Source organism: Streptomyces djakartensis (genome assembly GCF_014651075.1).
Classification (GTDB): Bacteria; Actinomycetota; Actinomycetes; order Streptomycetales; family Streptomycetaceae; genus Streptomyces; species Streptomyces djakartensis.
This window is the reverse complement of record NZ_BMWE01000012.1, coordinates 32,889-45,888: the sequence shown is the minus strand read 5'-3', so window position 1 is coordinate 45,888 and position 13,000 is coordinate 32,889. Positions and strand designations below refer to the sequence as shown.

Here is a 13,000-nt window from a genome sequence, read left to right as displayed (position 1 = left end):
CGACGTCACCCGTGTCACGCCGGCGGCCTCCGTACGGGGCGGGAGATCACCCGTGCGGGGCATCCTCCGCCCGTCCGCTGTCCCTTCCCCGGCCCGGCAGAGCAGAGTTGCCCGGGTGCATCGAACGACGACCACCGCGACGCTCCTGGTGACCGTGGCTGTCTCGGCCCTGTCCGGCTGCATGACGGTCCACCGTCCCCCTGCTCCCGGTCCGCCGACGACACCCTCCGGACCGTCGGCGCGGCAGCCGGAAGGGCTGGCGGAGACCCAGGCCGTGCAGGCACCGGCCCGGGAGGCCCTGGAACTGATCGAGGTCTCCCGCCGCCCGGAGCCGGCCGCATCCCAGTCCCGTCCGTCCGCCCCGGCGGCCGCGCCACCGGAGCGGACGGTGCCCTCCGGCGCAGCCCGTCAACCGCGCCCCGTCCGGCCGGAGCCGCGCCCGCGGAACACGCACCGGCCGCGCGTCGACGTCCCCGACGTCTCGGGCACGGTACGGCGGGACGTCCGCACACACGTTCCGGACAACGCGGACGTCTGTGCGCTGGGCAGGCGGTACGGGGGGTGGCCCGCGGACAGCCCGCAGGCGACCATCTGCCGCGAGACCTACGGGCGTTGACCTCGTGAGTCAGGGCCGCTGCCGCGGCGGCCCCCATGTCCCGCCGCCGTCCTCTCCGAGCCGGCTCTCCAACCGCCGGATGGCGGCCCGGACGCCCTCCCCGTATCGGTCGTCGGCGAGGCCGGCCGCGGCTCTCCTGGCCCGGCGCAGGTGGGTGCGGGCGGCGTCGCGCTGACCGAGCCCGGCGTAGTCGGCGGCCAGGCTCAGGTGCAGGGAGGGGTAGAACGCGCGGACCGCGAGCGCCCCTTCCCGCACGGCGGGACCGTTCTCGCCGATCTCCTCCGCCGCCGTCAACGCGCGGAGGTCCCAGGCCAGTTCGTCCGCGGGGTCGTCCTGCGTGTCGGCGAGGTAGTGGGCGAGCGTGCAGCGGTACAGCGGGTCGCCGTGCTCTCCGACCTCTGCCCACAGGTCCAGCAGGCGCCGCCGGGCCTCCTCCCGGTCTCCCGCGTGGTGCAGGATCACCACCTGCCCGATCCGCGTCAGCACGGCATCCGCCGCGGTCTGCCCCTGCCGCTCCGCCACCACGCCCTCCGCACGCTCGCCCGCTGTCCCCTCCCGACGCTAGCCGCAGAACAGGAGGATCCGGCTCAGGCAGCTCCGTGCGTCACCGGCCACGGATCGGCCGCCACCCGTCACCCGTCAGCCGTCAGGCCAGGTTGGGAATCGTCCAGTCGATCGGCTCATGCCCCTGGGCCGCCACCGCCGCGTTGATCTGCGTGAACGGCCGGGAGCCGAAGAACTTCTTCGCCGACAGGGGCGAGGGGTGCGCGCCCTTGACCACCGCGTGCCGCGAGGAGTCGATCAGCGGGAGCTTCTTCTGCGCGTAGTTGCCCCACAGGACGAACACCGCGGGGTCGGGACGACCGGCCACGGCCCGGATCACGGCGTCGGTGAACTTCTCCCAGCCACGGCCCTTGTGCGAGTTGGCCTCGCCACCGCGGACCGTGAGCACCGCGTTGAGCAACAGCACGCCCTGCCGCGCCCACGGCATCAGGTAGCCGTTGTCCGGGATCGGCGTGCCCAGCTCCTCGTGCATCTCCTTGTAGATGTTCCGCAGGGACGGCGGGATCCGCACACCGGGCCGGACCGAGAAGCAGAGCCCGTGCCCCTGACCCTCGCCGTGGTAGGGGTCCTGACCGAGGATCAGGACCTTCACCTTCTCGTACGGCGTGGCGTCCAGCGCGGCGAAGACCTCCTCGCGCGGCGGATGGACGGGACCCCTGGCTCGCTCCTCCTCGACGAACTCCGTCAGCTCCTTGAAGTAGGGCTGCTGCAGCTCGTCACCCAGAACCCCGCGCCAGGACTCGGGCAGCATGGCGATGTCGGTCACGTCAACGTCCTCACGATGTGTGGTCACTTGCAGGTCTCAGAACCTACCGGCGACCACTGACAACGTGCCGGGGGAGCCCGGGTCCGCCCGCTACCAGGCGGTCTTGCGGTGCAGCTCCCACACCATCATGATCGTCGACGGGTCCAGGGCCCGCTCCGCGCCCGAGACGTCCCGGCTCGCCGCCACGTACTGCCTGCCCTGCCACAGCGGCAGCAGCCGCGCGTCGTCGACGAGGATCCGCTGGGCCTCCTCGAACTCCTTCTCCACGTTCGCGCGGTCGCTCTCACGGCGCGACCGGGGCAGCAGGTCTCCGGTGATCTCGGGCGCCGGGTAAGGCGTGCCGAGGGCGTTCTGCTCGCCGACGAAGGGCGCGATGAAGTTCTCGGCGTCCGGGAAGTCGGGGAACCAGCCCCGCCCGAACACCGGGTACTCGCCCTTCTGGTATCCCTCGACGTACGTCTTCCAGGGGCGGCTCTTGAGAGTGATCGTGAACAGGCCGGAATCCTCGAGCTGACGCTCCAGCTCCTTGAACTCCGCGGCGGTCTCGGAGCCGTAGCGGTCGCTGGTGTACCACAGGGTGAGCGGGACCCGCCGGGTGATGTCCGCGCGGGTGAGGATCTGACGGGCCTTGCCGACATCCGGGTCGCCGTAGTCGTCGAAGAAGCCCGTGGTGTGGCCGGTGAGGCCCTTGGGGACCATGGAGTACAGCGGGTCGACGGTGTCCTGGTAGACCTTGTGCGCGATCGCCGCCCGGTCGACGACCTGCGCGACGGCCTGGCGCACGGCCTTCTGTTTGGCCCAGGGGTCCTTCGGGTTGAACACCAGGTAGTTGATGTCCGTGCCGGTGCCCTCGACCAGCTGGATCTCCTCGTCCTTGGAACCCTGGATCTCGACCACGTCCCCGGCGGCCAGACCGCGGTAGGTCACGTCGATCTGCTTGCCCCGCAGGGCCTTGACCATGGCGCCGGAGTCCTGGAAGTAGCGGATGGTGACCGCGTCGTTCTGGCGCTTCGCGAAGCCGTTGTAGGTCTTGTTGCGGACGAGGACGGCCTCCTTGCCCTCGTCGTACGAGTCGAGGCTGTACGGCCCGGAACCGACGACGTCGCTGCCCTTGTGCAGGGAACCCGCCGGGTAGGCCTTTGGGGAGACGATCGACATGGCGGGGGTGGCCAGTACGAACGGGAAGGTGGCGTCGGGCTTGTTGAGGTGGAAGATCACCTCACGCTCGTTCGGTGCCTGCACCCGCTCGAGGCTGCCCAGCAGACCGGCGGGGCCGCCATTGACGTTGATCTTGCGGATCCGATCGAAGGAGTACTTCACGGCCTGGGCGTCCAGCGCGTCACCGTTGGAGAACTTCAGGCCCTCGCGCAGCTCGCAGCGGTACACCTGGTTCGAGGAGTCGCTGAAGCCGCACTGCTCCGCGGCGTCGGGCTGCGGTTCGCTCGAACCGGTCGGATAGCTCAGGAGCGTCTGGTAGATGTTGCGGAACAGCTCCCAGGAACTGTCCCAGGAGGCGGCAGGGTCCAGCGTGCTGGGCGTACTGGTGGTGCCCACGACGATCGGCCCTTCCTCCTCCGGGGTGTCGGACGACAGGACGCCGCACCCGGTGACCAGGGACGATATGGACGCGATGGCCGCCACCCGCCGCAGGCATCGGTTCCGGTTGAACACGCGCACGCTCCTCGATCTGCCATACCAAGGGTCGGCAGACCATACCGCAGTGCCGAGCCGGCTGGCTCTCCCCGGGTGATGACTCCTTGATCACGAAATTTTTGACGACGTTGTCATCGCCCTTTGCGTCACCTTTGCCCCGGCATGGGCGCCCCTCGAGCAGGGCGCCCATGCCGAACCGCGTACGTCAGTCCGTGCCGGCGTCCACGTCAGCCCGTGCCGGCGTTGAGGAAGATGCCGCCGTCCACCACGAGCGTCTGACCGGTGACCCAGTCGGACTGCCCGGAGGTGAGGAACGCGGCCGCGCCGCCGATGTCGGAGGGCACACCGAGCCGGCCCAGCGGGTAGGCCGCTGCGGCCTCCTCCTCCCGGCCCTCGTACAGGGCCTGGGCGAACTTGGTCTTCACGACGGCCGGGGCTATGGCGTTGACCCGCACCCTGGGCGCGTACTCGTGCGCGAGCTGCACCGTCAGGTTGATCATCGCCGCCTTGCTGACGCCGTACGCGCCGATGAACGGCGAGGGTGACAGGCCCGCGACCGAGGCGATGTTGACGATGGCGCCGCCGTTGTCCTTCTGCCAGGCGTGCCAGGTCTTCTGGGCGAAGCCGAGCGCGGAGATCACGTTGGTCTCGAAGACCTTGCGCGCGACGTCCAGGTCGAGGTCGGCGATCGGCCCGAAGACCGGGTTGGTGCCGGCGTTGTTGACCAGGAAGTCGAGGCGGCCGAAGGCCTCCATCGTGCGCTCGACGGCGACCGCCTGGTGGGCTTCGTCGTGCGCCTTGCCGACGACGTAGATCGCGCGGTCGGCGCCGAGCTGCTCGACGGCCTCCTTGAGGGCGTCCTCGTTGCGGCCGGTGATGCACACGCGGTCGCCGCGTGCGACGAGGGCCTCGGCCACGCCGTAGCCGATGCCGCGGCTGGCGCCCGTGACGAGCGCGGCCTTGCCGGAGAGTTCCACGGAAGTCATGTCCCGTCCCCTAGTCGAGCGGTCCGCCGGCCACGTACAGCACCTGGCCGGAGACGAACCCGGCCGCCTCGCCCGTGAAGAAGGCGATGGCGTTGGCGATGTCGTCCGGCTCGCCGACCCGGGCGACCGGGATCTGAGTGGCGGCGGCGGCCTTGAAGTCCTCGAAGCCCATGCCGACGCGCTCGGCGGTGGCCTTGGTCATCTCGGTGGCGATGAAACCGGGGGCGACGGCGTTGGCGGTGACGCCGAACTTGCCGAGCTCCTTGGCGAGGGTCTTGGTGAAGCCCTGGAGCCCCGCCTTGGCGGCGGAGTAGTTGACCTGGCCGCGGTTGCCGAGCGCGGACGACGAGGACAGGTTGACGATCCGCCCGAATCCCGCGTCCACCATGTGCTTCTGGCAGGCCTTGGACATCAGGAAGGCGCCGCGCAGGTGCACGTTCATGACGGTGTCCCAGTCGGAGACGCTCATCTTGAACAGCAGGTTGTCACGGAGCACGCCCGCGTTGTTGACCAGAATCGTGGGCGCGCCGAGCTCCGCGGCGACGCGCGCGACGGCTGCCTCGACCTGCGCCTCGTCGGAGACGTCACAGCCGACCGCGATGGCCCTGCCGCCGGCGGCGATGATCTTCTCGACGGTGTCCTTGCAGGCCGCCTCGTCGAGGTCGAGCACGGCGACGGCACGGCCCTCGGCGGCCAGGCGTACGGCGGTGGCGGCGCCGATCCCGCGCGCGGCACCGGTGACGACGGCGACCCGCTGCTCAGTGGTGGACATGACTGCTTCTCCTCAGGTGAGCGACCGCTTAGTACCTTCAGTGGGTGTGACGCTAGAAGCCCTGGCACGCGGTGTCAACGGCAGGGCGCGGCATGTGATCCATCACCCGGGCTCACGATGCCCGGTGCACCCCGCCCTTCCCCCTCCCGGCTGCGGCGACCCCCGCCCGGCCACCCGATCGGCCCTGGCCCGGCGCCCGGCCGCTCACCGCACCAGCAGGTCCAGCAGCCGCTCGGTCTCCGCTGCCGGGTCCGCGGTGAGACCGGTGTGCACGGGACCGGGCTGGACGATGGTCGAGCGGGGGGCGACGAGCCAGCGGAAGCGGCGGCCGGGGTCGTCGCCCGAGGCCTGGCCTGCCGCGGTGCCGCCCGCGCAGACGCCCTCCACGGCCCGCAGGGCGGCGTGGACGCCGGCCACGTCCGCCTGGGGGTCGAGGGCCCGCAGGCGTGCCTCGTCGAGGTGGGTGCGGGCGCCGACGTAGGACTCGGCACGGCAGTAGACGAGCACACCGGCGTTGATGCACTCGCCGCGCTCGACGCGCGGGACGACGCGCAGGACGGCGTACTCGTAGACCTGAAGGGCCCGCGGCCCGCCCTTGATGATGTGCCGGTCGCTCACTTGATCCCCTGGATGCGGTCGTGGATGACGGCGGCCCGTGCGAGCAGCGGGCGCGCGTAGGCCCGCCTCAGGTCGTCCGGTGCGCCGAAGCCGGGCTCGCCCGTCAGCCAGGCGTCCGGTACGCGGGCCGTGACGTCGGCGAGCAGTTCCTCGGTGACGAGCGGCGCCAACTCGGCCGCCGCGGAGGCGACATCGGGCGCGAAGGGCGCCAGGGCGTGGTCGGAGGCGTCGTACGGCCGGGCCGCGGAGACCTCGGCGCCGGGCCAGTTGTGGTGCCAGATCATGGTCGCGCCGTGGTCGACGAGCCACAACTCGCCCCGCCACATCAGCAGGTTGGGGTTGCGCCAGGACCGGTCCACGTTGTTGACCAGCGCGTCGAACCAGACGATCCGCCCTGCTTCCCCGGGGCTCACCGGGAACGCGAGCGGGTCGAAGCCGAGGGCACCGGAGAGGAACCCCATGCCGAGGTTGGTGCCGCCGCTGGACCTGAGCAGGTTCTGCACCTCCTGGTCGGGTTCGGCGAGCCCCAGCTCCGGGTCGAGCTCGACCGTGACCAGGCGCGGCACCCGCAGCCCCAGCCGGCGGGCGAGTTCCCCGCAGACCACCTCGGCGACGAGCGTCTTGCGGCCCTGCCCCGCGCCGGTGAACTTCAGGACGTACGTCCTGAGGTCGTCGGCCTCGACGAGTCCCGGCAGCGAACCGCCCTCCCGCAGGGGCGCGATGAACCGGGTCGCGATCACTTCCTTGAGCATCGCCCCAGGTTACTGACGCGGCGGCCGGCGGCGGCGCCGACTTCGCGGTCGGGGTGGCGGGAAACCGGCAGCCAGCCGACAGAGTGGTTTTGTCCACAACCGCTTCCGGCCGGGTCAGGATTTCGACACCGTCTGAACAGGCGGTCCGCCCGGACCGTACCTCCCGGCAGATCATCGCAAGCCTCCCGAAGGGAAACGCCAGTATGACCAGCGCATCGCTCCAGCCCGCATCGGGACCGGCCCGTCGTACCGTCGTGGCGGCGGCCGGAGCGGCGGGCCTCGCCGCCGCGCTGACCGCGTGCGGAGGCTCGGACGACTCCTCCGGCTCCGTCGACTCCTCCGGCACGGCCCAGGGGGATCAGGGGGCGGGCGGCTCCCCGTCGAGCGGTGGCGGCGCGGCGGCCGGTAACGCGCTCGCGTCGACCGCGGACATCCCGGAGGGCGGCGGGAAGGTCTTCGCCGACCAGAAGGTGGTCGTGACGCAGCCGACCGCGGGCGAGTTCAAGGCGTTCTCGGCCACCTGCACCCACCAGGGCTGCGCGGTGAAGAGCATCGCCGACGGCGTCATCAACTGTCCCTGCCACAACAGCAACTTCTCGATCACCGACGGCAGCGTGAAGAGCGGCCCGGCGACCAAACCGCTGCCGGCGATGAAGATCACTGTCGACGGGGACTCGATCACCCTCGCCTGAGCCCGTCGCGCGGGCGCGTGAGGCACGCCAGGACCTCGTCCGTGGTCGCGACCGTGGCGACCAACGCGAGGGTGTGGCGGATCATCGCGGGAGTGTAGCCGGACGGCACTCCCGCGATGGCGTCCGCCGGGACGACGGCGGTGTAGCCGCGGTTCACGGCGTCGAACACGGTGTTGGGGACCGCCACGTTGGCCGAGACCCCGGTGACGATCAGCGTGCGGCAGCCGAGGTTGCGCAGCAGCGGGTCGACGTCGGTGCCCTGGAGCGGCGACAGCCCGTGCAGGCGCCGCACGACCAGGTCCTCCGCGGCGATGTCGATCGGGGCCGCGACACGTACCGCGGGTGTGCCGGTGAGCTGCTGGACGGGCAGGCGTGCGGCGGCGCGGAAGAGGCGGGCGTTGCGGCTGGCGCCCCGGCCGTCCGGGCGGCGTTCGGCGATGGCGTGGACGACCTGGACACCGGCCGCGTGGGCGGCCGCCACCAGCCGGGCGACGTTGGCGAGCATCCCGCCGCAGCGGGCGGCCTCGGCGAGTTCGGGCAGCGCGCTGTCCGCTCCGACGACGCCTTCCTGGCACTCGACGGTGAGCAGCACGGTGGTCGGCGGATCGAGCAGTTCGCTGAGCTCCTGGTACGAGGGCACGGTTTCCCCCTGGGCGCCGGCGGCGGGTCGGGCGAGCGTAGCCACCGTTGCGCGCGGACGGAAGAGAACCCATCCTTTTCTGACGTGATGTCAGAGGATCTCCTCTGGCACGACGTGAGAGAACGAAAGAGGGGGAGCATGACCGTCACGCAGCAGCGCCGGGGCCGGAAGATCATGATGACGCCGGGTGAGCTGGACGATTTCCTCACCACGCAGCGCACCTGCCGGGTCGCCACGGTCTCGGCCGACGGCGCCCCGCACGTGAGCACGCTGTGGTTCGCCTGGGACGGCACCTCGATGTGGCTGTACTCCGTGGTGCGCAGCAAGCGGTGGACCGACCTGCGGCGCGACCCGCGGGTGGCCATCGTGGTCGACACCGGCGAGGAGTACGACGAGCTGCGCGGCGCGGAGTTGTCCGGGACCGTCGAGTTCGTGGGGGAGATACCGCGCACCGGCGAGCTGCGCGCCGAACTCGACGTGCCCGAGATGCTGTTCGCGCGGAAGAACTTCGGCCTGGAGGAGATGCCGCACGACGGCCGGCACGCCTGGCTGCGTCTGACCCCGCAAAAGATCGTCTCCTGGGACTTCCGCAAGCTGGGTGGGCGGTAGCACCGGGCCGGGTCAGCCGACGCGCTCCCCCGCCGCCTGCAGGGCCTTCACCGCCGCCCGGATCGACGGGCGGCGGTCGGCGTCCGCGCGCCAGACGACGTACACGTGCCGCCGGACCCGCTGCCGCACCGGGACGGTCACGACCCCGGCGGGCACCGGGCGGCGGCCGAGCAGCGGGGCGACGCACACGCCGAGGCCGGCGGCGACCAGTGCGAGCTGCGTGTGGTTCTCGGCGGCGCGGTGGCCGACGATCGGCTCGATGCCCTTCGAGCGGAGCGTGAACATCAGCCACTCGTGGCAGAACTCGCCCTCGCCCCAGGTGATCCACTCGTCGTCGGCGAACTCGGCGAGGTCCACCTCGTCCCGGTCGGCCAGCCGGTGGTCCTCCGGCATGGCGACATGGGCCGGGTCGTCCAGGATCGGCGCCTTGACCAGGCCGTCGGGCAGCGCCATCGGCTTGTTGTACCAGTCGAGCACCACGGCCAGGTCGAGGTCGCCGCGCACCACTCCGGCGATGCCGTTCTCCGGTTCCAGCTCGCAGGAGCGCAGTCGCAGCGCCGGGTGCCGCTCGCGCAGCGCGGACAGCGCGAACGGGAACAGTCCGCGCGCGGCGGTCGGGAACGCCGACAGCCTGAGCTCGCCGACGACCTGCCCGCGCTGCGCCTCCAGGTCGGACTGGGCGAGTTCGACCTGGGACAGGATGCGCGCGGCGTGCTCGGCGAGCAGCCGGCCGGCGTCGGTGAGCCGCACGCCCCGGCCGTTCTTGGCGAGGAGTTGCTGGCCGACCTCCCGCTCCAGCTTCGACATCTGCTGGGAGACGGCGGATGTCGTGATGTGCAGCGCCTCGGCCGCGCCACTGACCGAGCCGTGCCGGGCGAGGGCGTCGAGGGTGCGCAGGCGCTCCAGATTCAACACGTAAGCAATGCTAAGCGGTATCCGGTGCGAAATCTCGATTGTGCTACGAGGTTGCCGTCCAGCATCGTGGCCGCCATGAGCACCGTCACCCCTACCGCCCGGGTCACGACCACGTCGAGCCACCTGCCCCGCCGCCTCGACTGGCGTCTCCGCTTCGCCGCCCTGTCCCTGATCTGGGGCTTCAGCTTCCTCCTGATCAAGGTGGGCACCCAGGGATACGCCCCGTTCCAGGTCACGCTCGGCAGGCTGGTGTTCGGCACGGCGGTGCTGGCCATCGCCATGGCGGTGCGACGTGAGCGGCTGCCGCGCGGGGCGCGGGTCTGGGGGCATCTGACGATCTCCGCGTTCCTGCTCAACGCCCTGCCGTTCTCGCTGTTCGCGTACGCCGAGCTGACCATCCCGTCCACGCTGGCGGGCATCTGCAACGCGACCTCGCCGCTGTGGGGCATGGCGCTGTCGCTCGTCGCCCTGTCGGAGGACCGCCCGACCCGGGTGCGGGTCGCAGGGCTCGGTCTCGGCTTCCTCGGGGTGCTCACGGTGCTGGGCGCCTGGCAGGGATTCAACGGCCTGGACGCCACCGGCACGGCACTGGCCCTGCTGGCCTCTCTCAGCTACCCGGTCGGCTGGATCCACGTCCGCCGCACCCTGGCCGGCACCGGCCACTCGCACCTGTCGATGACCGGCGCGCAGTTGCTGCTGGCCACCGCTCAACTGGCCGTCGCCACCCCGCTGTTCACGACCCTGCCCACACGCCTGTCCCTGACGCCGCTGCTCGCGATCGCCGCCCTGGGAGCGCTGGGCACGGGCCTCGCCGTTCTCCTCCAGTACGGCCTGGTCGCCGAGGTCGGCCCGACGACCGCCCAGATGGTCACGTACTTCATCCCGGTCATCGCCACAGCGGCGGGCGTCGCACTCCTCGGCGAGTCGCTCACGTGGTCGACGCCGGTCGGGGCGGTGATCGTCCTGACGGGAGCCGCGCTCACCCAGGTCCGCCCGAAGCCGCGGGCCTAGACATCCGCGAAGTCCCGCCTGCCCCGCGACGCCGGGCACGCCGGGCACGCCGGGAGTACGCTCCCCGAGCTCTCGGCTTCGCTCGAGCAGGGGGCACCCCCATGACGCCGCAAGCCCCGCCCTCCGGGCGGACGACGCGACTTTGCGGACACCCCCTGGTGCCGCGGCAGGCAACGTTCGCCCCGTCACGACGCCCGGCACATGCTCTCGACGGGCGAACGTTGCCTGACCCGGCACTGGCCGGCGGGCCGAGGTCATGACGCGGCCGGACACCGACGGCTTCGGACGCGGCCGCCCGGGCCACCGCCGTGAAGCCGCCCGGGCCGCCACCGTCAGGGCGCCTCAGACGTAGCTGCGCACCGGAGCCGGGCCGAGCGCGGAGGCGATCGCGTCCGCCAGCGCCTCGGTCTCCTCCTCGGCGAGCGTCGAGACGGTGACCCGGACGCCGGGCGGCGAGCTCATCCGGAAGCGGGCGCCGGGGGCGACGGCCCAGCCGGCGTGCAGCAGCCGGGCGACGGCACCGGTCTCGTCCGGCACGGGCACCCACACGTTCATGCCACTGCGCCCGTGCGCCGCGACACCTCGCCGGTCGAGCCCCCCGATGAGCGCGTCCCGGCGCCGCCCGTACGCCGCCGCCACCGCGCGCGTGTCCACCGCCCCGTCGGCCCACAGCCGCACCAGGGCCCGCTGCGTCAGCCGGCTCACCCAGCCCGGCCCGAGCCGTTGCCGTCCACGGACCCGGTCGACGGTGACGTCGTCCCCGGTGAGCAGGGCGAGTCGCAGATCAGGCCCGTACGCCTTGGCGACCGAGCGCACGAACGCCCAGTTCCGGGTGGCACCGGCCAGGGGATGGAGGGGCACGTCCACGATGCCGTGACCGTGGTCGTCCTCGATCAGCAGGGTTTCCGGGTGCTCCCGGAGAACGGCCCGGAGGGCACGCGCTCGCGTGGCGCTCACCGCGGCGCCGGTCGGGTTCTGGGCGCGGCCCGTGACGATCAGCGCCCTCGCTCCGGCCCGCAGCGCCCGTCGTACGTCGTCGGGACGCGGCCCCTCGTCGTCGAGGCCGACGGGGACGGTCCGCAGCCCGAGCGCGGGCACGAGGTCGAGAGCGCTCCCCCAGCCGGGGTCCTCCACCCCGACGGTGTCGCCGGGCTTGAGGTGCGCCACGAGCACCCGCTCGACCCCGTCCAGCGCACCCGACACCACGGCGAGCGGGCCGTCCGGAACGCCGTCGGCGTCGAGTCCGGCGCGTGCGAGCCGCGCCAGCTCCGGCTCCAGCGGGTCATCGCCGTACAGCACGGGCGCCTGGTCACCGGTGGCGGCGGCCGCCGCGAAGGCCGCCGCGAGCGGCGGCAACAGCGCCCGGTCCGGATTGCCGCTCGCCACGTCGCGCACGCCTTCCGGCACGTCCACCCTGATGTGGTCCCGCCCGGTCGTGGCCGGCGCGGGGCGCACCCGGCTGCCGCGCCGGCCGGCGGTCTCGATGACGCCGCGTTCACGCAGCATCCGGTACGCGGCCGCGACCGTGTTGGGGTTGACCCCCAACCGCTCCGCCAGCTCCCGCATGGGCGGAAGAAGTTGCCCCGGACGCAGCTCACCGGCCCCCACCGCCCGCTCGACGCTCGCGGAGATGTCCACCGCGCGGCGCCCTCTGATCGGATACTCTGCTAGCACAAAAGCAATTATGCACTAGTACAATGGAGAGCGCCATGCAGGGGACCGCGCAGACGCCGCCGCAGCCCGCCGCCTACACCCCGACCGACCGCACCGTCCCCACACGCTCGGCGGACCGGGCGTCGTACGACCGGGAACTGGTGCACTCGATACTGGACGAGGCCTACGTCTGCCACCTCGGCTTCGTCCGCGACGGTGCGCCGGTGGTGCTGCCGACGCTGTACGCCCGGGTCGGCGAGCGGCTCTACGTACACGGCTCGACGGGCTCGCGCCCGCTGCGGGCGGCCGGTCAGGCCGATTCGGGTCTGCCGGTATGCCTGACCGTCACGCACGTCGACGGCCTGGTCCTGGCCCGCTCGGCCTTCCACCACTCGATCAACTACCGCTCCGTGGTGGTGCACGGCGTCGCCCATGACGTGACGGACCCGGAGGAGAAGCGGCAGGCCCTGGACGCGCTGGTCGACCACGTCGTACCGGGACGCGCCGCCGACTCGCGGCCGGCCAACAGGAAGGAGCTGGCGGCCACGGCCGTGATCCGCCTGGACCTCGACGAGGTCTCGGCCAAGCTCAAGAGCGGCGGCGTGAACGACGAACCGGAGGATCTCGCCCTCCCGCACTGGGCCGGAGTCGTCCCGGTGCACACGAGCTACGGCACCCCGATCCCCGACCCCGGCCTCGCCGCCGGCACGGAACTTCCCGACTACCTCCAGGGGAACTGACCCGAAGGGGCGC

General features: G+C 72.1%; 15 protein-coding genes. 5 read left to right on the top strand and 10 right to left on the bottom strand.

The features are described from left to right. The first annotated feature begins 115 nt into the window (after window positions 1–115). A complete protein-coding gene (locus IE212_RS21315) occupies window positions 116–616 on the top strand; it encodes a hypothetical protein (protein ID WP_190199484.1) in 501 nt (166 codons plus the stop codon). A 9-nt stretch (window positions 617–625) separates the two neighbouring features. On the opposite strand, the gene IE212_RS21310 is transcribed toward IE212_RS21315, so the two are convergent. The 7 genes from IE212_RS21310 to IE212_RS21280 form a co-directional block, all read right to left on the bottom strand. Continuing rightward, window positions 626–1,138 (bottom strand): hypothetical protein, encoded by a 513-nt coding sequence (locus IE212_RS21310; RefSeq protein ID WP_190199483.1) that lies wholly within the window; start codon window positions 1,136–1,138, stop codon window positions 626–628. Window positions 1,139–1,262: 124 nt separating this feature from the next. Then, window positions 1,263–1,946 (bottom strand): uracil-DNA glycosylase, encoded by a 684-nt coding sequence (locus IE212_RS21305; RefSeq protein WP_190199482.1) that lies wholly within the window; start codon window positions 1,944–1,946, stop codon window positions 1,263–1,265. 90 nt (window positions 1,947–2,036) lie between these two features. Continuing rightward, entirely contained in the window at window positions 2,037–3,617 is a 1,581-nt protein-coding gene (locus tag IE212_RS21300; protein WP_190199481.1) for an ABC transporter substrate-binding protein, read from the bottom strand. Window positions 3,618–3,826: 209 nt separating this feature from the next. Continuing rightward, complete coding sequence (locus IE212_RS21295; protein ID WP_190199480.1) at window positions 3,827–4,585, bottom strand: SDR family oxidoreductase; 759 nt, start codon at window positions 4,583–4,585, stop codon at window positions 3,827–3,829. 10 nt (window positions 4,586–4,595) lie between these two features. Next, window positions 4,596–5,357, bottom strand: coding sequence for a 3-oxoacyl-ACP reductase FabG (fabG, locus tag IE212_RS21290; protein ID WP_190199479.1), 762 nt, complete (start codon window positions 5,355–5,357; stop codon window positions 4,596–4,598). A gap of 204 nt (window positions 5,358–5,561) precedes the next feature. Beyond that, entirely contained in the window at window positions 5,562–5,975 is a 414-nt protein-coding gene (locus tag IE212_RS21285; RefSeq protein ID WP_190199478.1) for a DUF3037 domain-containing protein, read from the bottom strand. Then, entirely contained in the window at window positions 5,972–6,727 is a 756-nt protein-coding gene (locus IE212_RS21280) for a HipA family kinase (protein ID WP_190199477.1), read from the bottom strand. Before IE212_RS21280 ends, IE212_RS21285 begins: the two co-directional genes overlap by 4 nt. 203 nt (window positions 6,728–6,930) lie before the next feature. On the opposite strand from IE212_RS21280, the gene IE212_RS21275 reads away from it, so the two are divergent. After that, complete coding sequence (locus IE212_RS21275; protein ID WP_190199476.1) at window positions 6,931–7,419, top strand: Rieske (2Fe-2S) protein; 489 nt, start codon at window positions 6,931–6,933, stop codon at window positions 7,417–7,419. Here IE212_RS21275 and IE212_RS21270 read toward each other — a convergent pair. Further along, entirely contained in the window at window positions 7,406–8,059 is a 654-nt protein-coding gene (locus IE212_RS21270) for a cysteine hydrolase family protein (protein WP_190199475.1), read from the bottom strand. The genes IE212_RS21275 and IE212_RS21270 overlap by 14 nt on opposite strands. A gap of 138 nt (window positions 8,060–8,197) precedes the next feature. Here IE212_RS21270 and IE212_RS21265 point away from each other — a divergent pair, with 138 nt between their 5' ends. Further along, window positions 8,198–8,668: a pyridoxamine 5'-phosphate oxidase family protein gene (locus tag IE212_RS21265; RefSeq protein ID WP_190199474.1), complete on the top strand. Its 471-nt coding sequence runs from the start codon at window positions 8,198–8,200 to the stop codon at window positions 8,666–8,668. Between the two features lie 12 nt (window positions 8,669–8,680). Here IE212_RS21265 and IE212_RS21260 read toward each other — a convergent pair whose 3' ends face one another. Continuing rightward, window positions 8,681–9,583: a LysR family transcriptional regulator gene (locus tag IE212_RS21260; protein ID WP_190199473.1), complete on the bottom strand. Its 903-nt coding sequence runs from the start codon at window positions 9,581–9,583 to the stop codon at window positions 8,681–8,683. A 75-nt stretch (window positions 9,584–9,658) separates the two neighbouring features. On the opposite strand from IE212_RS21260, the gene IE212_RS21255 reads away from it, so the two are divergent. Beyond that, the gene (locus IE212_RS21255) at window positions 9,659–10,594 is read left to right on the top strand and encodes a DMT family transporter (RefSeq protein ID WP_190199472.1); all 936 of its coding nucleotides are present in this window, start codon (window positions 9,659–9,661) and stop codon (window positions 10,592–10,594) included. A 342-nt stretch (window positions 10,595–10,936) separates the two neighbouring features. Here IE212_RS21255 and IE212_RS21250 read toward each other — a convergent pair whose 3' ends face one another. Then, complete coding sequence (locus IE212_RS21250) at window positions 10,937–12,268, bottom strand: aminotransferase class I/II-fold pyridoxal phosphate-dependent enzyme (protein ID WP_190199471.1); 1,332 nt, start codon at window positions 12,266–12,268, stop codon at window positions 10,937–10,939. A gap of 35 nt (window positions 12,269–12,303) precedes the next feature. On the opposite strand from IE212_RS21250, the gene IE212_RS21245 reads away from it, so the two are divergent. Then, window positions 12,304–12,987, top strand: coding sequence for a pyridoxamine 5'-phosphate oxidase family protein (locus IE212_RS21245; protein WP_190199470.1), 684 nt, complete (start codon window positions 12,304–12,306; stop codon window positions 12,985–12,987). Window positions 12,988–13,000: the final 13 nt, after the last annotated feature.

What these genes read in the sequence shown, in the direction of transcription:
- IE212_RS21295 (WP_190199480.1), bottom strand. Translation starts at nt 4,585, where the DNA reads ATGACTTCCGTGGAACTCTCCGGCAAGGCCGCGCTCGTCACGGGCGCC.
- fabG (WP_190199479.1), bottom strand. Translation starts at nt 5,357, where the DNA reads ATGTCCACCACTGAGCAGCGGGTCGCCGTCGTCACCGGTGCCGCGCGC.
- IE212_RS21280 (WP_190199477.1), bottom strand. Translation starts at nt 6,727, where the DNA reads ATGCTCAAGGAAGTGATCGCGACCCGGTTCATCGCGCCCCTGCGGGAG.
- IE212_RS21275 (WP_190199476.1), top strand. Translation starts at nt 6,931, where the DNA reads ATGACCAGCGCATCGCTCCAGCCCGCATCGGGACCGGCCCGTCGTACC.
- IE212_RS21265 (WP_190199474.1), top strand. Translation starts at nt 8,198, where the DNA reads ATGACCGTCACGCAGCAGCGCCGGGGCCGGAAGATCATGATGACGCCG.
- IE212_RS21255 (WP_190199472.1), top strand. Translation starts at nt 9,659, where the DNA reads ATGAGCACCGTCACCCCTACCGCCCGGGTCACGACCACGTCGAGCCAC.
- IE212_RS21245 (WP_190199470.1), top strand. Translation starts at nt 12,304, where the DNA reads ATGCAGGGGACCGCGCAGACGCCGCCGCAGCCCGCCGCCTACACCCCG.